Origin of the sequence: Pseudoalteromonas sp. P1-11 (genome assembly GCF_001399995.1) — a bacterium.
Classification (GTDB): domain Bacteria; phylum Pseudomonadota; class Gammaproteobacteria; order Enterobacterales; family Alteromonadaceae; genus Pseudoalteromonas; species Pseudoalteromonas atlantica.
Genome location: NZ_LJSP01000001.1, coordinates 362,087 through 382,972, shown reverse-complemented (window position 1 = coordinate 382,972; position 20,886 = coordinate 362,087). Strand labels below are relative to the sequence as shown.

At 40.9% G+C, this 20,886-nt stretch carries 13 protein-coding genes; 3 read left to right on the top strand and 10 right to left on the bottom strand.

Going from position 1 to position 20,886, the window contains the following annotated elements:
• Nucleotides 1–28: 28 nt before the first annotated feature.
• The 5 genes from AN390_RS01715 to AN390_RS01695 form a co-directional block, all read right to left on the bottom strand.
• Nucleotides 29–721 carry a hypothetical protein gene (locus AN390_RS01715; RefSeq protein ID WP_029773917.1) on the bottom strand — a complete coding sequence of 231 codons (693 nt, stop codon included), beginning with the start codon at nucleotides 719–721 and terminating at the stop codon, nucleotides 29–31.
• 58 nt (nucleotides 722–779) lie between these two features.
• Nucleotides 780–1,403 (bottom strand): 3'-5' exonuclease, encoded by a 624-nt coding sequence (locus tag AN390_RS01710; RefSeq protein WP_055252795.1) that lies wholly within the window; start codon nucleotides 1,401–1,403, stop codon nucleotides 780–782.
• A 15-nt stretch (nucleotides 1,404–1,418) separates the two neighbouring features.
• Complete coding sequence (locus AN390_RS01705; RefSeq protein WP_055252794.1) at nucleotides 1,419–3,257, bottom strand: DUF294 nucleotidyltransferase-like domain-containing protein; 1,839 nt, start codon at nucleotides 3,255–3,257, stop codon at nucleotides 1,419–1,421.
• A 113-nt stretch (nucleotides 3,258–3,370) separates the two neighbouring features.
• Nucleotides 3,371–5,095, bottom strand: coding sequence for a sodium:solute symporter family protein (locus tag AN390_RS01700; protein WP_004586075.1), 1,725 nt, complete (start codon nucleotides 5,093–5,095; stop codon nucleotides 3,371–3,373).
• A 10-nt stretch (nucleotides 5,096–5,105) separates the two neighbouring features.
• Nucleotides 5,106–5,369 carry a DUF4212 domain-containing protein gene (locus AN390_RS01695; protein WP_004586074.1) on the bottom strand — a complete coding sequence of 88 codons (264 nt, stop codon included), beginning with the start codon at nucleotides 5,367–5,369 and terminating at the stop codon, nucleotides 5,106–5,108.
• A gap of 392 nt (nucleotides 5,370–5,761) precedes the next feature.
• Between AN390_RS01695 and AN390_RS01690 the strand changes: the two genes are divergently transcribed.
• Nucleotides 5,762–9,202 carry a PAS-domain containing protein gene (locus tag AN390_RS01690; protein ID WP_055252793.1) on the top strand — a complete coding sequence of 1,147 codons (3,441 nt, stop codon included), beginning with the start codon at nucleotides 5,762–5,764 and terminating at the stop codon, nucleotides 9,200–9,202.
• A gap of 81 nt (nucleotides 9,203–9,283) precedes the next feature.
• On the opposite strand, the gene AN390_RS01685 is transcribed toward AN390_RS01690, so the two are convergent.
• The 4 genes from AN390_RS01685 to AN390_RS01670 all read right to left on the bottom strand — a co-directional run bounded on the left by AN390_RS01685 (nucleotide 9,284) and on the right by AN390_RS01670 (nucleotide 15,393).
• A complete protein-coding gene (locus AN390_RS01685) occupies nucleotides 9,284–11,989 on the bottom strand; it encodes a DUF2339 domain-containing protein (protein WP_055252792.1) in 2,706 nt (901 codons plus the stop codon).
• A 176-nt stretch (nucleotides 11,990–12,165) separates the two neighbouring features.
• Nucleotides 12,166–13,527 carry a DUF4397 domain-containing protein gene (locus AN390_RS01680; RefSeq protein ID WP_024033201.1) on the bottom strand — a complete coding sequence of 454 codons (1,362 nt, stop codon included), beginning with the start codon at nucleotides 13,525–13,527 and terminating at the stop codon, nucleotides 12,166–12,168.
• Between the two features lie 153 nt (nucleotides 13,528–13,680).
• Nucleotides 13,681–14,538, bottom strand: coding sequence for a GGDEF domain-containing protein (locus tag AN390_RS01675; RefSeq protein ID WP_055252904.1), 858 nt, complete (start codon nucleotides 14,536–14,538; stop codon nucleotides 13,681–13,683).
• A gap of 270 nt (nucleotides 14,539–14,808) precedes the next feature.
• A complete protein-coding gene (locus AN390_RS01670) occupies nucleotides 14,809–15,393 on the bottom strand; it encodes a YqaA family protein (RefSeq protein WP_055252791.1) in 585 nt (194 codons plus the stop codon).
• Between the two features lie 190 nt (nucleotides 15,394–15,583).
• Here AN390_RS01670 and AN390_RS01665 point away from each other — a divergent pair, with 190 nt between their 5' ends.
• Nucleotides 15,584–16,819: a TMEM143 family protein gene (locus tag AN390_RS01665; RefSeq protein WP_055252790.1), complete on the top strand. Its 1,236-nt coding sequence runs from the start codon at nucleotides 15,584–15,586 to the stop codon at nucleotides 16,817–16,819.
• Between the two features lie 5 nt (nucleotides 16,820–16,824).
• On the opposite strand, the gene AN390_RS01660 is transcribed toward AN390_RS01665, so the two are convergent.
• The gene (locus tag AN390_RS01660; RefSeq protein WP_055252789.1) at nucleotides 16,825–17,652 is read right to left on the bottom strand and encodes an AraC family transcriptional regulator; all 828 of its coding nucleotides are present in this window, start codon (nucleotides 17,650–17,652) and stop codon (nucleotides 16,825–16,827) included.
• Between the two features lie 112 nt (nucleotides 17,653–17,764).
• Between AN390_RS01660 and AN390_RS01655 the strand changes: the two genes are divergently transcribed.
• On the top strand, nucleotides 17,765–20,863 hold the full coding sequence (locus AN390_RS01655; protein WP_055252788.1) for a beta-galactosidase: 3,099 nt from the start codon (nucleotides 17,765–17,767) through the stop codon (nucleotides 20,861–20,863).
• Nucleotides 20,864–20,886: the final 23 nt, after the last annotated feature.

Sequence of the window (20,886 nt, the reverse complement as noted above, 5' to 3'; positions counted from 1 at the left end):
AGCCAATCGTGTTTCAGCGAATGTTTAATTACTGTGTGCTTGATGCAGCTTTTGACTTTGGCTTAATCGTTTTTTCTTGGTGTAGATTAGGTATCAAAGCTGAAATATTTTCTTGTGAAATAATAAGTAACTCATCTTGTTTATTATCATAAACAAATAAATTCCGCATTGTTGAGGCTACTATTTGAACATTTTGAAGTTGAGTTACTTTACTCTGAGCAATTGGATAATTTAATGACAAGTGATAATTCATTGTTCTTTCATTTATTATATCTTTACTGTGTGAATGCGCCAACATAGTAGGGTATGTAGATATTATAAGTGCTAAAAATAACATTAATGAGTAACTAGGTTTTAATAAATAGAACGGGTAACCAAAGCCATAATAAAGTTTTTTTAACACGGTTGTTTTACTAGGATCTGGCATGTGTCCTGAGCGCCAATTTAAATAAATAGCTGTTAAAACGATGATCGTAGTATAAAGAGTAATAAGTAAAAAATTTGAAATCAGTGCCAGTAAAAAGTCACTTATTTCAATGAAATTGAATATATCAACCGAGAAGTTATTAAGTAAAACGTAAAGATACACAACGCCTGATAAACTACCCAGTAAGTAAAGAATAGTAAGAAACACACCAAAATTATTGTGAATGTACTTTTTAACTGCTTTAAGGTCATTGTTTAACTGGTTGTAATACTTACTGGCGGCTTCAATTACCATAATAAATCCTTTTAAAATTCTTATCTTAACAAAATAATTAGTAAATGCTGTAGCTTTGTTAAATTATTGACCTCAACTGCAACTCCTTCCCACGGTTTATTTGGTAGCACTGGGCTAGTAATAATTCGGCGGTGGCCTGTGCGTCTGTAAGTGCGTTATGACAATGATAGCTTGGTAACTCATAACGTTTGCGACACGCACTTAGGGTTAAATCATCTTGTTTTATTTCTGCACCTTGGCAAATAAGGCGCTTTTTTTCTATGTGGAGGGTGTCGAGTATCAACTTAGGTTGTGCGTTTATATTGGAACCTTTAAGGGCTGCTTTTAAAAACCCCCAATCCAGTATGGCGTTATGAAAAACCAAAATATGGTCACTAAAATCACGGCTTAGCTGCGTTAATATAGTGTGCAGGCTTTGTCCTTTAGCCACTGTGTCGTCAATAATGCCGTGAAAAACAGGGCTTTGCTCTAGGCTTTTTACATCCTTGTTTATTAAATGCTGCGACTCGCTCATTTTTATACATTGGTTGTCTATTTTAACCCAGGCTACTGAGACAATTTCATGCTGGTTTACATCAAGCCCAGTAAGCTCTAAATCAATCACTAAATAGCGTTGCGTTAACGCATTTTGACTTAATAAATTACGCCTTTTTATATACTTACTGAGCCATTTTTTTACCACAGCGCTTACCTCTTATTACAAACTGCCACGGGCAAATTTAAACGCCGCGGCTTGCTGCGCTTGTTTTACTAAATAAAAAGCCTCTTTAAGCTGATGGCGCTCTAATGAACTTAATTTATCGGGGTTTATACAGTTACTTGGCAAACCTTCTTCGTTTATTTGCGTACTAAAACGTAACTGAGTTAAAAATCGCCAGCAATCTTTTAAATTATAAATATCGTCTTTATTTAGCAGTGAATGCTTAAGTAAAGCATCTAAGCGCTCTTGGGTATTGGCGCGTTTTATTCCGGCTTTTAACGCATATAAACGCACTATGTCGTTAATGATCACCACACCGCGTTTTTTTAAATCTATGTACTTATGGTTGTTGTCGCTTTTTTGCGTTTTAAGCTTATTAAATAAACCTATAGGCACTGAGCTGGCTCTTATATCGGTTGCCATAGCAGCATAAAATAACTCATCGCGCGATATCCTGTTTAACTGCTCGCAAAAGCCGCTGTATAGAGCATTGGAGCCTTCTATAAAGCGCAAATCAAAAAATATTTTGCAGTTAAGCATGGCGCTTGGGGTTGGGCTTTTTATCCATTTAAAAAAGCGCTCGCACCACTGGCTTACACTCATTCTGCATTCATCGCTGCTGGCCATAATATTCCCCGGGCAACGCCTAATGCCACATTCTACTAACTGCTCACATACAAACTCCCCCATGTGTTTAAAGTAAGCTTGGTGTTGCTCGCTTAAATCATTTGGGAGTAATAAGCCGTTGTCTTGATCTGAATGTAAGGTTTGCTCTTCGCGTGCTTGCGAGCCAAAACATATAAAGCAAAAACTGGTGGGCGCTGCGCCATTTTCTTCTTGAAATAAATGAATAAGACGCGAGGTGAGTGCATCGGTTAAGCCGCTGAGCAGTTTACCAATTAGCGATATGTCTTCTATGTTGTACGAAAAACTTCGCAGTAACTCAGGGATTTCGCCTGCATAACGTTTTAAATCGGCAATGCTGTGGGCTTTATAAATGCGGCCAATAAGCTGCACAGGGTCACTTTTTTGCTGGCGCAGTAAATCGGTACTAGTAAGCATACCCAAAGGCTTATGGTTTTCATCAAGTACAGGTAAATGATGAATATTGTATTTAAGCATTAAATGCAAAGCAGAAAACACCCGATTGTTTTCAAATATAAATTTAGGCTTTGCACTCATTATGCTGCTAACCGCATCTTGTGGGTCGACTTCATCGGCCAGTACACGGTTACGTAAGTCGCGGTCGGTCACTACGCCAACTAAAATGGCGTGTTCGGTGATCATAATTGACGATACACCGTGTTTTTTCATTTTTTTAGCGGTTTGCCTAATACTGGCATCGGGTGCTAAGGTTATGGCGGTGCGGGTCATCAGCTCAGATATTCTGCGCTCAGACCAGCTATCGTTTTTACTTTTATAATGTGATGAAAGTAAACGATTGGCGTGCGCGCGTACAAAATATTGCTCAAACGGTTTGTATTGATGACGTAAAAAGTCAAAATGCGTTTGCGCAAGCATATACACTATGCCCTCTTTTTGTACCTGTAACCTATTTTGAATCGCCTCTCCGGTTAACAAAGAAGGATAGCCAAAGTAATCCCCCTGCGCTAAACGCTTTACTACATCACCTTTTGCATCCACTAGGTCGTATAAACCAGAGCGAATTAAAAAAAGCTTTGGGGTTTGCGTTTGCAGCCACTGCGCTTGGTTTTCTCGGGTTAAATAAACACTATCAATATGGCTTACAAAATACTCACACGCACTGTCGTGTAGCATGCTAAATGGCGCCTGCATACACACAAACTGGGCAACTTCCTGCTGCTCTACACTCATTGCTGTACTCTTAAAAAGTATACACAAAATCTAATGTACTCATTATTTGAACAAATAAAAAGCCCGACTAAAGTCGGGCTTTTGGTGCTTTATTTTTAAGTAGGCTTAGCGCATTAATGTGCGTGTGCTTCACCTGACCCTTTAGGATTACGAATACCTTCCACCATTTGTTGTATTTCAAGCGGTGTCGATTTTGTTAATTTAAGTACGGTTGCAGCAACCACAAAGTTAATGATCATCCCCACTAAGCCAATTCCTTCGGGCGAAATACCTAAGAACCAATTTTCTGGGCTATTAAGCTCAGGGCTTACAAATTTAAAGAAGATAATATACGCAGCGGTAAAGCCTATACCGGTCACCATGCCAGCAATTGCGCCTTCTTTATTCATTGTTTTAGAGAATATCCCCATAATAATTGCCGGGAAGAAACTCGCCGCCGCTAAACCAAAGGCAAAGGCGACCACCGATGCAACAAACCCAGGCGGGTTAATCCCAAAGTAAGCTGATATAACAATGGCAATCATCGCGGCTAACCGAGCAGCTAGTAGCTCTTGTTTATCGCTTATGTCGGGTTTAAGGGTGCGTTTAAGTAAATCGTGCGACACTGATGTTGAAATAACCAGCAATAACCCCGCTGTGGTTGAAAGCGCAGCAGCAATACCACCGGCCGCAACTAATGCGATTACCCATGCTGGTAAATCAGCAATTTCAGGGTTAGCCAGTACCATAATATCGCGGTCTACTTTTACTTCGTTTGCGCTTGTTGGGTCTTCTACCTTGCCGGCGGTGTAAAACATTTTGCCGTCGCCGTTTTTATCATTAAAGGTAATTAAGCCCGTGCGTTCCCAGTTTTTGATCCACGCTGGTGCTTGAGCGTACTCTGTACCGCTACCATCTTTACCGTTAATGGTGTCAATCATGTTTACGCGTGCAAACGAGGCAACCGCCGGTGCAGTAGTGTAAACAATAGCAATAAATACCAGTGTCCACGCTGCTGAAATACGGGTATCTTTAACGCGTGGTACAGTGAAAAAGCGAACAATTACATGCGGTAAACCTGCAGTACCCACCATTAAAGCGCCGGTAATAGCAAATACGTCAATCATGCTTTTAGAGCCTTCGGTGTATTGTGCAAAGCCCAGCTCTGCGCTTAACCCGTCTAGCTTATCAAGTACATACATGCCTGAGCCATCACTCAATGTGGCACCAAAGCCGGTTTGCGGGAAAAAGTGGCCTGTCATCATCATTGAAATAAAGATAGCGGGCACAAGGTAGGCAAACACAAGCACACAGTACTGCGCTACTTGCGTGTAGGTAATGCCTTTCATGCCGCCAAGTACCGCATAAAAGAATACAATCACCATTCCAATGTAAACACCGGTTTCAATTTCTACTTCTAAAAAGCGCGAAAATACCACGCCTACACCACGCATTTGCCCAGCAATATATGTAAAACAAATAAAAATGGCACACAAAATAGCAACAACACGTGCTGTTTGTGAGTAGTAACGGTCGCCTATAAAGTCAGGTACAGTGAATTTGCCAAATTTACGTAAGTAAGGCGCTAAACACATAGCGAGTAATACATAGCCGCCAGTCCACCCCATTAAGTAAACACCGCCATCGTAACCTGCAAACGAAATAATACCCGCCATTGAAATAAACGACGCTGCGCTCATCCAATCGGCTGCGGTTGCCATACCATTGGCAAGCGGAGGTACGCCGCCCCCTGCCACATAAAACTCATTTGTAGAGCCTGCACGCGCCCAAATTGCAATGCCGATATAAAGCGCAAAACTTAAACCAACAATTATAAATGTGAGTGTTTGAACATCCATTACCTAGCTCCTATTCGTCTACGCCGTATTTTTTATCTAACGTGTTCATTTTGAAAACGTAAACAAAAATCAAAGCTACAAAGGTGTAAATAGCGCCCTGTTGTGAAAACCAGAAGCCAAGTTTAAACCCAAAAAAACGTACTTCATTCAGTACATCTACCAGTAATATGCCAAAGCCAAATGAGACCACAAACCACACTGCTAGTAACTTAAACAGTAGTGAAATGTTTTCTGCCCAATAAGCTTTTGCTTGTTCTTCATCTTTAAAAGCCATTTTTATTTTCCCCTTTAAGCATTGCATAATTGCAATGAGTGGTTTTTTTATAGTCGGTTATTAATTTAGCAACGCGGCGTGAAGAGTGAAGTGAGACCATAGTCGTAACAGACTATTAACGTTTACGTAAACTGCAAATGTGATTGTATTTAAAAATACAATTACACATAATTTTCAGTAACTTAGCTTTTAACAAAGGGCGTTAACGGCAAAATTTAAGTGGCTTTGTGTAAAAATGCGACATTAGTCTAATAAATCACCAGAAATAAAAATAATCATTTAAAATCAACACAATAAAAACAACGTTAATATTTTGCATAAAATTGTGCACGCACACTTAAAGTTATCTCTGTTATTGTGTGTGGGTATAAATAATAAGGTTTAACAACAACATGACTGCTGTACTGATTTTTGTAGCATTAGGCTATATTGGGGTGCTGTTTTGGCTTGCTAATTGGGGCGATAAAACAACACCACTTGCTAAACGGATTAGCCATCATCCTTTTGTGTATTCGTTATCGTTAGGGATTTATTGTACCTCGTGGACGTACTATGGTTCGGTTGGTACCGCCGCCACCAGTAGTTGGAGCTATTTACCCATTTTATTGGGGCCTTCATTGTTGTTCTTTTTTGGCCAAGGCTTTTTACGCAAACTGGTATTAGTAAGTAAAAAACAAAACATTACCACCATTGCCGATTTTATTTCTGCCCGCTACGGTAAACGCCAAACCAGTGCAATACTGGTCACTGTTATTGCCCTACTTGCTACCATTCCCTATATTGCGCTGCAGTTAAAAGCACTCAGTACCAGCTTTTTGCTTTTGCAAAACAGCAATCAAATATCTGGCGAAATGCTTACCCTCACCGCCACGTTAATTATGGCGCTGTTTGCAATATTTTTTGGTACCCGTAAGGTAGATGTTACCGAATACCGCTCTGGGCTTATGCTAGCAGTCGCCTTTGAGTCAATGATAAAGCTCATTGCGCTTATTGCCGTCGCTGGCTTAGCCTTGTACACCTTATTTAATTTACCCACCCTTAGCGGCGACAAAGTCACAGAGTCGATTTGGCAACACTGGGGCAACTTTAACTTTTTTAGTTTTAACTTTATTGGCCAGTCACTTATGGCTGCCGCGGCCATAATTTGTTTACCACGACAATTTCATGTCACCGTGGTAGATAACCAAGACAAACGCCATTTATTTACTGCTCGCTGGGCTTTTCCGCTGTATTTATTACTCACCGCCGCGATGATAATTCCTATTGCTACTGCCGCAATTCACCCAAGTATTGGTAGCAGTTTTTCACCCGACAGCTTTGTATTAGCGCTACCGCTTATTCACGACCAAGCTTTTTTAAGTACCTTTGTATTTATTGGCGGGCTTTCTGCAGCCACCGCCATGATCGTGGTGGCCACACTTACGCTTAGCACCATGATCTCTAACGATGTAGTGCTGCCGCTTATGCTACGCCGTAAATTTAAGCGCAACTTAATTACCAGCAGTTATAAATCGCAAATTTTATTAGTCAGGCGCTTTACCATAGCCGGCATACTTATATTGGCTTATTTTTATCAGCAATGGTTTGGCCATGGTAGTGCGCTGGCCAGTATGGGACTGGTGGCATTTTCGTTAGTAACGCAGCTGCTCCCGGCTATTGTGGGTGGGCTTTACTGGCGAAAAGGCCATGCTTATGGTGTATATGCGGGGCTATTAGCGGGTTTTATTTGTTGGGTATTATTTTTAATGATGCCAATTTTAGATGCCGGTAGCGCTCTTGATAGCGAGCTTCAGCAAACACTTATTACACGCGGCACTCTGATTGCCTTATTTGCTAACATTGGCTGTTATATTAGCTTTTCGTTAGGGGCAGAAGAGCGCTTGATAGACAAAATTCAGGCGGCTGCATTTGTTAACCCTAAAGATCAGGCTATTTTATCGCGCCGCTTAAACAAAAATGTTAAAGCCACGGTTTACGACTTTAAAATACTACTGCAAACCTTTTTAGGTATTCAGCGTAGCCAACAAGTACTGGCGCACTTTTCACTTTCGCACCAGCTAAGTGACAATAATGCCCACCCCGAGCCCGAATTTATAGCCTACTGCGAACGTGCGTTAACTGGGGTATTAGGGGCGTCTTCGGCGCAGGCGCTAATCCGTACGGTTTCATCGGGTAAACGTATGGCCTTTGAAGAGGTGGTTAACTTTTTTGACGAAACCACACAAGCATTGCAGTTTAACCAAAACTTGCTGTATACCTCGCTCGAAAACTTAAGCCATGGTATTTCGGTGGTCGATAAAGACTTAAAACTGGTGGCATGGAATAAGCGCTACAGCCAAATGTTTGGCTACCCCGACGGCTTTTTAGAAGTGGGGCAACCCATTGAAGATATAATAAGGTACAACGCAGTACGCGGTGAATGTGGCCCAGGCGAAATAGAGCGCCAAGTAGAAAAACGCGTTCAGCATTTAAAAAATGGTAGCTCGCATCACTTTATTCGCCACCGCCGTAATGGCCAAGTGTACGAAATGATAGGTAACCCCCTGCCCGATGGCGGCTTTGTAACGAGTTTTTCAGACATTACAAACCATATAAGTACGCAAAATGCGCTTGAAGAAATTAACATGGATCTTGAAAACCGCATTGAAGCGCGAACCCAAGAAGTGCAAACCATTAATAAAGATTTACAAGCACAAATAGATAGCCGAGTAAAAACAGAGCAAGCACTTACTTTAGCCAAGCGCGAAGCAGAGCAAGCCAACGACAGTAAAACGCGATTTTTAGCACTGGCTAGCCACGATATTTTACAGCCTCTTAACGCGGCGCGTTTATACCTTGCAGCCATTGATGAAAAGCAGCTTGATACAACTAACCAAAATAGCTTTAATAAGCTTGGCCACAGTTTAGACTCAACCGTGCATTTAATGTCGGCCTTACTAGAAATTGCCAAGTTAGAGCAAGGCGCAATGACCCCAACTCCACGGCACTTTTGTATAAACGATATACTTATGCCACTGCAAAGTGAGTACGCTATTTTATCAAGCGATAAAGGCTTAAAACTAACCGTGCGTTCAAACGCACAAATTGTGCATAGCGACATTACCTACTTGCGCCGAATTATACAAAACTTGGTGTCTAATGCGGTTAAATACACCGAAACAGGGCGAGTATTAATAGCGTGCAGAAACCGTAAACACAATTTACGTATAGAAGTATGGGACACCGGCCCAGGTATTAGCCAAATAGAACAAGCTAAAATATTTAACGACTTTTACCGTATAGAAGCCGGTGATAACAAAGGCGTTGGTTTAGGGCTTGGCGTTGTAAAACGTATGGCCGATTTACTTAGCTTAGAGCTTGATGTGCACTCAGAGCCCGGTAAAGGGAGCCGCTTTAGTATTGAAGTACCCTATGGCGATGCGCAGTTTGTACAACAAAAAGCAACGGCCAGCAGCTTAGTAGAAAACCGCGCCGCGATTAACATAGTCGCGGTAGACGATGACCCCGAAAACCTAGCAGCAATGGCCAGTTTACTTAAAAAGTGGCAAGCCAATTACACCTTGTTTGACGATGTAAATAAAGTACTCGCGCATGCTAAACAGCACGCAGCGCCCGATGTAATTTTAATGGATTACCAATTAGGTAATGATTGCGATGGTATTTCGCTTATAAAAACACTGCGTGATACATGGCAAAGCGAAGTGCCCGCCATACTTATAACCGCCGTACGCGACACCGAGCTTAAACAAGAAACCAAAGCGGCTAATATTCATTATTTAAGTAAGCCGATTAAGCCGGGTAAGCTTAAAGCTTTACTTAATCACAGCACGTAATAGCCAATTAGCAGCAAAAAATAAGCCCAGCATTAGCTGGGCTTATTTATGTGCTTAACAAAGCGTAGGAACACTTAATTATTAGGCTGGTTTGGCTTGGCTTCGCAGTTTTTGAAATAACCAACTAAGCCCCACTAACGACAAGCCTAAGCCAATAAACGACAGCGCTTTTAAAAGCCCCGTTAAATTAGCCATGTCCACTAAGAATACTTTTAAAATAACGGCTGCCAATAATCCTAACCCTATTTTTTGGATTAATAGCTGATTTTTTAAATGCCCTAGCACCACAGTAATAGCCCCTAACACAAGCCAAATAACCGAGTAGCTATAAAGCTCTGCGTTGCTTGCACCTGTTGATAAGTAAATATAAGGGCCTTGCCAGTATTGGCGTATAAAGCCATTAATTGCCAACACACTCAATACACCCGCTACTGTGAGTATAAATGGCGCAGCTTTTGTATACAGCGGTTTAATTAACGTATAAAGCCAAAGCACGAGACCCGCAGGCACTAACCAAAGCAAAAATAGCCAATTAAATACAAAATATTCGCCAATATAAATAGAGCTTAAAAATGGATTAGCGTTTAGTAAGGTGCTCAGTGCAGTAACACCCGCAGCACCTGCTAATGCCATGCCTGCCACTTGGTATAATTTAGCTAAGCTACCGGCAATACGAGCACGGTGTAAATATACACAACCCAGTGCAAGCCAATTACAGGTGAGTAAAGCTTGTTCGTAAAAGCTCAAAGAATCAAACTGCGGATAGTGCCCTACCAGTTGATAGCTGGTTTCGGTGGTAATAAATAACGCCAAGCAATGCAGCGCTGCGCCTTCAAGCCAAACTTTTAACTGCGATGCGTTAAAGCATTTGGCTGCAGTGTAAAATAACACCACACACAAAGGATAAACTACTAAGCTCCAGTGTACACCCAATACACTAAGCGCCTCGTAACTTGGGGTCCACGGTGACAGTGTTAGGCGAAGTAGTAATGCAGCCACCAGCGCTTTAATAGGCCAATGTGGCATAGGCACCCGATAGCGGTTTATTAACACGCTAATAAGTAAAACTTGAATAGCCAGTGCAATGGTTAGCCCGCTGTCATTTAATAACATAGTGATAGCAAGCGTGATGTTGGCATTTGCCCCCACCCAATATGTAAAGCGCTGAAAAAGCGTTGCGCCACCTATTGCGCACTTAATTAAAATGGCGCTACTTGTAAGTAGTATCACTGCCCACAATGGATAGGCTGTGGCCAACGCATGGTTTGGGATTATAGCGTATAAGGTGGCAATCATTATAAATACGCTAAACGAGGCAGTAATATGAAAAGCTAATCGTTTAGGTTGCAACTTTATACCAAAATAAAGCCCATATACGCTGAGCGCTAACCCTAAAAATATAGCGCCACCATATTGGTGCCTAAATATAAATAGCGAGTCAGAATAATCAGCATAATAAGAAGGCGTGCTTAATAGCCAGAGTACAGCTATTAACATCGCCACCCCTTGCCATAAATCCCAGCGGCTATTTTTAAGCACTAAAAACAGCAGTGTTAATATGCTTAACGCATTTATTATTTGCCACTGTAAGTAGTTATTACTATCAAAAAGCATAGCCAGTAACAAAGGGACAATACAGGCAAGCATTAAAGGGTTACTAGGGAGTGCATTTATTAGGCGCTTTAAACTATGTGGGCGAGTTTCAACAACCGCAAGTTTTAACCCCAAACGTGGCACGGCAATTAAACCAATAACACTTAATAGCCCATAGGTGCCCATAAGCCAAATGGTGCTGCTGTTAGCTAAAGTAAAGCCAACAACATACCAGCTCAAATGCCCCGCCCAAAGTAAATACCACAGCCATGCACGCTGTACTTTATGCGCGACCAGCGCAGCAGATAAGCTCACAAACCCAATGTACATATAAAGCGCAAATAAATTATTGCTGCCAGTATTAATCAGCACGGGGACACAATAAGCACCAATAATACCTAGTACGGCTAATACTGGGCCAAGCATTATTGCCATAGCGCTCGCACTTATGGCAATAACCCCAAGGACAACAAATGCTGTTAAAGGGCTGATCATGTTATAGCTGCTATACGCTAATAAGGTCAGTGCAAAGCACGTAATAAAACCCCCACTGGCAAGCGCTGCAGGTATATAGTTATTAAACCCTTCAAATACACTATTTTTGTAATGCATATAAGCTGCGGCTGCAATTAAGCCACCACCAAATAAACCGCCTAGGGTTAATCGCATTGCAGGAGAGAGCAACCCGGCTTCTAAACTGTACTTTGCTAAAAATATACCGCCTAGCGCCAATGCGATTGCGCCTATCCAGGTCATCCAGTTTTGTTCAAAGTCGCTACGCAGTTTTTCAAAAAAAGAAGTAAATAGTGTGGGTTTGAGATTTTTACTGCCTTGCTTATGTTTACTGGCAGAAGCATTACCGGGAGGCTTTATTGCTGAAGCTGGCGTTTTTACCTGGTCACGAGGCTGACTTGGCTGATTGGATTGATTAGGGCTAACTTGATTAAAAGTCGCCTCATTGCTATTTGCTTGAGCCGTGTACGCATGTTCAGCTGTGGAGCAATCGGTGCTTTTATCGGCGTTTTCACCGTGGCTTTGTGCGTTGTTAGCTAATTCTAAACTAAGTACTTTTGCTTTTAATTGGGTAATTTCTTGCTTTAAATTACTAAGCTGTGCAATTGCGACAATACCGCAAATAGCACCGGCCATTATTGCAAATGCAAATAAACCCACTATTCCTAAAAACTCATCCATGGCACACTCTTTTTATTTATTATGTTATGAGTGTACCTAAAATTTTTAAAAGTTATAGCAATCTGCTTATATATGGGTTTATTTAATGTAAACAAAATCACGCTACAGCCAGGCAAAAAAAAGCCCCAAACAATAATGCTTAGGGCTTTTACTTTCTAGAACGTGTTACATGTTACTTATTCTACGCTGTCTGTAATTGTGCGCGTTACACTCATTTTAAAGCCTGAACTGGTTGTCTCATCGTGCTCTAAAATTAAGATATAGTTACCTTCTTCGGTAAAATCTATATCGCTTTGTTGAATTAACACTATTTGTTGGCCGTTATCTTCGTATACGGCATACACAGTGTAAGCTTCATCATCTACATCAATTTCTTCTTGATCGTATCTATCTAAGCCATCAATTACATTGGTGGCGTCATCAACAGTTTCACCATTTAAGGTAAAGTACACGTCAACTTCGCTTACTGTTTGCCCTGCGTAGCTTTCAATTAGGTTAACAACCGAAATAGTATGGCTATAGCTGCTAGGTGTTAGGTTTTCCTCAACACTCATCATGCGTAAACCATTATCGACATCGTTGTAAAAAACGCCTACCGCACTTTGCTCGCGCTCTAGGGTCATTAAAAAGTTATCGGCAAGCTTAGTGCCCTCTTCGTCGTACATTGCAACGCTGTAACTATTTGGCGAAAGCTCAACGTAATCGGTGTAGGTATCGCTTGCTACCGTATTGGTATCGTTAACTGTGGTGCCACGGGTCGTGCTAAAGCTAACTGGCGAGTAATCGTCAACGGTATTTATAAAGCGCAATTGGCCTAACGCTGATTGGTGCTTTAGCGCTGTAACATAGTTATTGTCAGTCACAATATCGAGCGTGATACCGTTTTCTTCTGTTGCATAGCTTGGGCGGATCATGGCTACGTAGCTTTCTTCATCGTAAAAATAAACCGACTCCGACTCATACACTACATCAGTGCTACCTGCCTCAGTGATATAAATTGTGTAGTAACCCTCATCAAGGGTTTGTAAATCTAGTTCACTTAAATACTGTGTTGATGTAAATAGTTCAGCACTTTCAAATACGCCATCATCGGTTGCTAGGTAAATATCGTAGCTAGTGTCTTCACTGGTGATATTGTAAAAACCTAAGTTAAACTCATCTGTATCACTTGAAATGGGCACGCTTAGCTCTGTGAACGTAGGTTCGTCAAAGTTACCGCTCATTACAATTAGTTCGGTTTTGTCACCTTTGATTGATACTTCTTGTTCGCTAATTGTAATGTAGCTGTCGTTTGCATCTAAGTATTCAAAGCTTAAATCGTAAGTGCCGGTGCTGTAATTATGACGCGTGGTTACATCAGCAAAATCAGTGCCTGAGCGCTCAGTTTCGTCTACAAATAAACGCGTATATGGGCTGTTATAAGAGCCATTATATAATTGTACGTAGCCTGTATCACTTGAGCCGTCGCTGCCGCCACAACCAACTAGAATAGACATTAAACTTAGAGGTAAAGCAGCTTTCAACAGAGAGTTGGTCATTAAAGTTTCCTTATTATTAAAATCACTATTATGACTTCTTTGCTGCATTTTAATTTCATAGTTTACAAAGTATTACCCTCGCTGACAGTTCTTTACGAAAACGTTTAAAAGTGTAATAAATGTGCAAATAATAAGGATATTTGCGTAGAAAGCTTAAGGGGCTATTTTATATTGATCTCGGCCATTATTTTTAGCAACGTATAAAGCCATGTCTGCCCGCTTCATTACCTTGTCGAGGGGCTCGTTAGCGCTTTGCAGCGCCATACCAATACTTACGGTAAGCTGTTTGACCTGTTTAACTTTAATATTGTGTGCAATGTCTATTAGTTGCCCACAAAATTCAGCCGCTTGGCTTATATTACCGGTAGGCAAATAGCCGCCAAACTCCTCACCGCCTAAACGAGCAAATACTGCATTATTAACAAATGCACTATTATACTTAGTAGCTAACTGCTGTAGTACTAAGTCACCCTCATCATGGCCAAACTCATCATTAATAGCCTTAAAATGATCAATATCTATAATTAAAATAACGTAAGGCGTACTAGGGGCAGTTTTAACATGCCGATAAAAATAGCGTCTATTATGTACTTGTGTAAGATCGTCCGTTATCAACTCGTGCGCTAAACGGTTATGTATACTTTGTACAAAACGCATGGTCTTAAATAACCCATAGGCGGTAAAAAGCATTCCCATGGTTCTGCATAAGTCTTCAAAATAAACACTCATCCAATAAGGCTGCACAACTAATTCATCTATTACATCAGCTGTTGTACCCATACTCCATAGCAATAAACCTAAAGTAGAAAACACGTACGCTTGTTTTGAAAGCTCAGAGCATTGCACTATCCAAAATAAAAATACGAGCACGATGAGATTGCAAAAATCGGTAGTAAAACCGTACACGTTATTTTGCACATCTAAAGGGGGGAAAGTATTTAAAGCATAAAGCGAGAAGGTAATGATATAAAGCAATAATGCTATACTTACCGCTTTATTTACCCAACTCATTTTATAAAAGTTTGACAATCTAACAGTAAGTTTTACAGTTTCAATCATATGCTGTAGTTATTTGGTGCGTTATTAACAAACTATAGCATATAAGAAAAAACCGTTATGAAAGTGTACCTTAAAGTATTTGTTGCTTTGGTCCTTTAGCATAAAAATGACCTGAGACTAAAGCCAAGTAATGCAAAAAAATACACAGCTCAACTATAGAACTGCAGCTTTGGTATCAAGCTGCAGTTATGGCGTAGTGTAGTTAACTTTAGAGTTTAAAAGCTATATTAGGGTGCTTATACCCCACAATGCCAATACTAAAATAGTAATAGCAATCATCGCTTTAGTTTTATGTTTACTGATTATTTGTTCAGCTTTATTACCTGCGTAATACACCACTATTGCTAATCCAAAATAGCGAATTGAACGAGCAATACCAGAAGCTAATAAAAACAAAGCTATAGAGTACTTTGTAGCGCCTGCAGCGAGCATCGCAATCTGAAACGGAATAGGCACAATTCCCAGCGTCATTACAAACCAAAACCCTTGATTTTGCATTTGCTGCTTTACATTTTCAAACTGCTCTTGGCTCGAAAACATTTCAATAACCCAGTCACCTATCGCGTCAAATAAATAATAACCCAGTGCATAACCAAATAAAGCACCAATAATACAGCCTAATGTCGCCATAAGGGCGATTAACCACAGCTTCTCACGACGCGCTTGCATAAGCGGAACAAGCACTGCCTCAAGCGGGATAGGCACTATCGTAGATTCTAAAAACGACGCTACGGTAATGCCTGTTAGCATATGTTTAGAATCTATAAAGTGCCGTGTTTTTTCTTTTAGTTTTTTTTGAATAGCCATGTAAATCCTTTTTTTGCTTGTGATGATAAGCCGTTGCTCAATGGGTTAATTCTTACATATTTACGTTAATACACGCTGAAAAAAGTTAAAGATTTACCTCCCACATAACCGTTAACAAATTAGCAATATTTATAAGAATATTTTATTATGTGCCAATGTAGTTAAATACCTACCAAAGCAGTTAAAATTTATGCAAAGTGCACGTTTTATCCCCTTTAGAAAACAAGATATTGTTGATATGTGCAGCGCTGAGCTCACAAACAACTCAGAGCAAACATCGTTTAAACAATTTTGCGATTTATTAGCAAGCCTTATCCATTACGATTACCATTCAACACTTGAGTCGCTCAAAAATAACTACGCGCCCTTTGATCCCGATAGCGATACGCGATCTTTAGCGCCAGTATCAGCTGATCAAAAAGCGCAGTGCCAACGCGAATTTGCTAAAGATTTTGCTAAGGTACTTAATGCAGCTAACTTTGAAGTGATCACCCATCAAGACCTGCAAGATGCACTCAACGAAGAGTCACTATTTAAAGTACGCCTTGAGGTAGAGTTTGACGACTTTGAAGAAGTGGTTTTTTACCGCCGTGGCGAATCACAACTTACTGAAACAATAACCAGCTTTTGGGGCTTGCGTAAAAAGCCCCTGCACTTTACCAATTACGACCGCGTTGCGGTGTTTATTCGCTTTAAAGATAAAGCCTACTTTGAGGCTAAAAATAAAACGCCTTTAGGGTTTGAGCCAAGCTCTACCATAGTTAAGCTGTTTCAAAATGTACCAAAAGCCGACCTTGAAATGCTATTTCCGAATAGCGAAGTACGTATGCGCCCTATAGATAAAGTAATTATTGGCTCATCGGCTTTAGTAGGCGGTGCTGTGGTATTAATCACTAAGCTTGGCGCATCTATTTTATTGTTATTTGCTTTATTTGCTTTTTGGGGTGGCTTTAGGAGTGAGGCCGTAGAAATGACCCAACAACACTTTATTACCTTTGCTATTGGAATGGGAGTTTTTGGCAGCTTTATTTTTAAAGAGTGGAGTAAATTTAAAAACCGTAAAATTAAGTTTATGAAAGCGCTAAGCGATAACCTCTACTTTAAAAATCTAGATAACAATGCCGGTGTTTTTCATACCCTTATAGACGCCGCCGAAGAAGAAGACATAAAAGAAGCCCTGCTTGCCTATACATTTTTACTAAAATCAGAAAGTGGCTTAAGCGCACAAATGCTTGATGAGCAAATAGAGGCGTGGTTTAAAACAAAGTATAAATGCGAACTCGACTTTGAAATTAGCGATGCGCTTGAAAAGCTCACTCGGATGCGTTTAGTAACCTGCACTAACGATGTGTATAGTGCAATAAATTTAGATCATGCAAAAACTATTTTGGATGAGCGCTGGGATAATCTTTTTCAATATAATTAAAATATTTAAAACGACTTATTTCTAAAATCAGTAGGTGACACGCCCACTGATTTTTTAAACCGTTTTGAAAAATTAAATATATTAGGGTACCCCACATAAGCGGCAATATGGGCAACCGGCCAGCGGGTATTTAGTAGCAAGTTTTTAGCCCGTTTAATACGTAAGTAAATAAGCTGCTGCATTGGGCTTTTACCAAATTGCGCTTGGCATAACCTATGTAAATGCGGTGCTGAGTAATGTACTTGTTCGCACATAGCCTCTATTGTCCAATCAAACTGCAGGCGCTCTTCTACTTCTAAAAACAAGCTGGTTAATCTGTTGTGTGAGCCTATTTGCGGCTCGCTTTGAAGCGTAGTGTTTAAATAGTGGCTTAAAATAGGCATTACACCTTCGCGCAAAGTAGCGTTTGCCTCGCTGTATAAAAGCTCCATCGCTAAATGTAATGGCGCTAACTGCTGATTAGTTAATACTTTAGCCTGCGCTAAATTTAAATGTTGCCAACGCTTGGTGTTTGCAAGGTTTAGCCAAATCACATCCCATTTTTCGCTCGCTATTTTAACCTCAAAACTTTGCCTTGCAGGCAATATAGCTAAGCTATTTTCGGCAAGTGCATATTGGTTATTAATGGTTTTTAGCGTGCCCTGGCCAGCCAAGGTATAAAAAAGAGTGTGTTCAAGCGGGTTAGTACGCGCAACACAATAATCACCCAATAAATTTGAGCAACCTGCCAGCTCTATTTCAAGGCTTGGAATTTGCGAAAGCGTGTTTAAATCAATAAACCGCTCTGTACACTCTGGGCCAATATTGAGTACATCTACAATGGTGTTGCGCATAATTTAAAATAATAGTTTTGGATAAATAAAAGAGAGCTTTAAGCATAACCGCAACGCATTATTTTAGCTATATTTAAGCCACTATAATTGCCACACATGCAATAGGACACGAATGAACTCACTACAGCACATAATTAACCGCCGCGATTGGGAAAACCCTATTTCGGTGCAAGTTAATCAAGTAAAAGCGCACAGCCCACTTAATGGTTTTAAAAGCGTTGACCATGCCCGTACCAACACACAATCACAAAAACAAAGTTTAAACGGCCAGTGGGATTTTAAATTATTTGATAAACCCGAAGCGGTTGATGAGTCATTGCTAAGTGAAACACTCGCCAGCGACTGGCAAAGTATTCCAGTGCCTTCTAACTGGCAACTACACGGCTTTGATAAACCTATTTATTGTAATGTTAAATACCCCTTTGCTGTAAACCCGCCATTTGTACCAAGCGATAACCCAACAGGTTGCTACCGCACTGAGTTTTCTGTTACGGCAGATCAATTAGCGCAGCGTAACCATATTATTTTTGAAGGCGTTAACTCGGCGTTTCACCTTTGGTGTAACGGACAATGGGTGGGCTACTCGCAAGATAGCCGCTTACCCAGCGAATTTGATTTAAGCAAACTGTTAGTGGCTGGTACCAACCGCATTGCGGTTATGGTTATTCGCTGGAGCGATGGCAGTTACTTAGAAGATCAAGACATGTGGTGGCTAAGCGGTATATTCCGCGATGTTAATTTACTTACTAAACCGCAACACCAAATACGCGATGTATTTATAACCCCAGATTTAGACGCCTGCTACCGCGATGCAACTTTGCATATAAAAACCGCAATAGATGCGCCAAATAACTACCAAGTAGCCGTACAGGTTTTTGATGGTGAACAAGCACTGTGTGAGCCACACATACAAAGCACTAACAATAAACGCGTTGATGAAAAAGGCGGTTGGAGCGATGTCGTATTTCAAACAATTGATATACAAAGCCCTAAAAAGTGGACCGCTGAAACCCCGATCTTATACCGCTGTGTTGTAAGCCTGTTAGATGAGCAAGGCAATACAGTAGATGTAGAAGCCTATAATATTGGCTTTAGAAAAGTAGAAATGCTCAACGGGCAGCTTTGCGTAAACGGCAAACCGCTACTTATTCGCGGTGTTAACCGCCACGAACACCACCCCGAAAACGGCCACACGGTGAGTACCACCGACATGATTGAAGATATTAAGCTGATGAAGCAAAATAACTTTAATGCTGTACGTACCGCTCACTACCCTAACCACCCTCGTTTTTACGAGCTGTGTGACGAGCTAGGTTTATACGTAGTAGACGAAGCCAATATAGAAACTCACGGTATGTTTCCTATGGGTAGGCTTGCAAGCGATCCGCAGTGGGCTGGCGCATTTATGTCGCGCTATACGCAAATGGTTGAGCGCGATAAAAACCACGCCTCTATTATTATTTGGTCACTGGGTAACGAATGCGGGCACGGTGCCAACCACGATGCGATGTACGGCTGGTCTAAAAGCTTTGACCCATCGCGCCCAGTGCAATACGAAGGTGGCGGCGCAAATACCACCGCAACCGATATTATTTGCCCTATGTATGCCCGTGTAGATACCCATGTTGCCGACGACGCCGTACCTAAATATTCTATTAAAAAATGGTTAAGCCTACCGGGTGAAACGCGCCCACTTATTTTATGTGAATACGCCCATGCAATGGGTAACAGCCTAGGTAGCTTTGACGATTACTGGCAAGCATTTAGAGAATACCCACGCCTGCAAGGTGGCTTTATTTGGGATTGGGTAGACCAAGGTTTATCTAAAACAGATAAAAACGGCAAGCATTATTGGGCTTACGGTGGCGATTTTGGTGATGAACTAAACGACCGCCAATTTTGTATAAACGGCTTATTATTTCCAGACCGTACACCGCACCCAAGCCTGTTTGAAGCTAAATACAGTCAGCAACATTTACAATTTACGCTGCGAGAGCAAACTCAAAACCAATACACCGTTAATATATTTAGTGATTATGTATTTAGAGCAACCGATAACGAAAAGCTTATTTGGCAGTTAATAGAAAATGGCCAATGTGTAGAGCAAGGCGAGCAAGTTATTAATATTGCTCCGCAAAGTACGCAAACGCTAACTATTAATACAAAAACGGTGTTTAAAGCAGGTGCGCAATATCACCTTAATTTAGATGTTGCACTGATTAACGACTCAAGCTTTGCAAGTGCCGAGCATGTATTAAACACCGAGCAATTTAAGCTTATAAATAGCCAAAGTTTAAGCGCTGATACATTTTCGCCTGCTTTAGCAAACGCCTCAACGCACGGCGCACTAAATATTAGCGAAACCAACACACAGCTAAATATTGAAGGCGATACCTTTAAACTTGTGTTTAATAGCCAATCAGGCCTTATTGAGCAATGGTTACACAATCAAACCCAAGTTATTAAAAGCCCATTGGTTGATAATTTTTACCGCGCCCCGCTTGATAACGACATAGGCGTAAGCGAAGTAGACAACCTAGACCCTAACGCATGGGAAGCACGCTGGTTAAGAGCAGGTATTGGGCAGTGGCAGCGTACATGTCGCTCGTTTGAAGTAGTGCAATCAACCGTAGATATACGTATTACCTGTGTATTTAGTTATGAATTTAATGGCGCAGTACAAGCAAAAACAACTTGGCTTTATACACTTAATAATACCGGTGAAATTAGCTTAAATGTTGATGTACAACTAAGCGATACTCTCCCGCCCATGCCACGCATAGGGGTAAGCACAACGCTTAATAAACCAAGCGATACACAAGTAAATTGGCTTGGTTTAGGCCCATTTGAAAACTACCCAGATCGTAAAGCGGCTGCGCGCTTAGGGTATTACAGCGCACAATATAATGAGCTATATACACCGTATATATTCCCAACCGATAATGGCGTACGTAGTGATTGCCAATTACTTTGCATTAATAACCTAAACATAACTGGTGCGTTTTTATTTGCCGCCAGCGAGTACTCACAAAGCATGTTAACGCAAGCAAAACACACTAATGAGCTAGTCGCTGATGATTGCTTACATGTACATATTGACCATCAACATATGGGGGTTGGCGGCGATGACTCATGGAGCCCAAGTACCCATAAAGAGTATTTACTAGAGCAAAAGCAATACAACTACTCTTTAAAATTTAGCGCTAAATAAAACAGCGCTTAATCCATACAAAA

What these genes read in the sequence shown, in the direction of transcription:
- AN390_RS01715 (WP_029773917.1), bottom strand. Translation starts at nt 721, where the DNA reads ATGGTAATTGAAGCCGCCAGTAAGTATTACAACCAGTTAAACAATGAC.
- AN390_RS01705 (WP_055252794.1), bottom strand. Translation starts at nt 3,257, where the DNA reads ATGAGTGTAGAGCAGCAGGAAGTTGCCCAGTTTGTGTGTATGCAGGCG.
- AN390_RS01700 (WP_004586075.1), bottom strand. Translation starts at nt 5,095, where the DNA reads ATGGATGTTCAAACACTCACATTTATAATTGTTGGTTTAAGTTTTGCG.
- AN390_RS01695 (WP_004586074.1), bottom strand. Translation starts at nt 5,369, where the DNA reads ATGGCTTTTAAAGATGAAGAACAAGCAAAAGCTTATTGGGCAGAAAAC.
- AN390_RS01690 (WP_055252793.1), top strand. Translation starts at nt 5,762, where the DNA reads ATGACTGCTGTACTGATTTTTGTAGCATTAGGCTATATTGGGGTGCTG.
- AN390_RS01685 (WP_055252792.1), bottom strand. Translation starts at nt 11,989, where the DNA reads ATGGATGAGTTTTTAGGAATAGTGGGTTTATTTGCATTTGCAATAATG.
- AN390_RS01680 (WP_024033201.1), bottom strand. Translation starts at nt 13,527, where the DNA reads ATGACCAACTCTCTGTTGAAAGCTGCTTTACCTCTAAGTTTAATGTCT.
- AN390_RS01675 (WP_055252904.1), bottom strand. Translation starts at nt 14,538, where the DNA reads ATGAGTTGGGTAAATAAAGCGGTAAGTATAGCATTATTGCTTTATATC.
- AN390_RS01670 (WP_055252791.1), bottom strand. Translation starts at nt 15,393, where the DNA reads ATGGCTATTCAAAAAAAACTAAAAGAAAAAACACGGCACTTTATAGAT.
- AN390_RS01665 (WP_055252790.1), top strand. Translation starts at nt 15,584, where the DNA reads ATGCAAAGTGCACGTTTTATCCCCTTTAGAAAACAAGATATTGTTGAT.
- AN390_RS01660 (WP_055252789.1), bottom strand. Translation starts at nt 17,652, where the DNA reads ATGCGCAACACCATTGTAGATGTACTCAATATTGGCCCAGAGTGTACA.
- AN390_RS01655 (WP_055252788.1), top strand. Translation starts at nt 17,765, where the DNA reads ATGAACTCACTACAGCACATAATTAACCGCCGCGATTGGGAAAACCCT.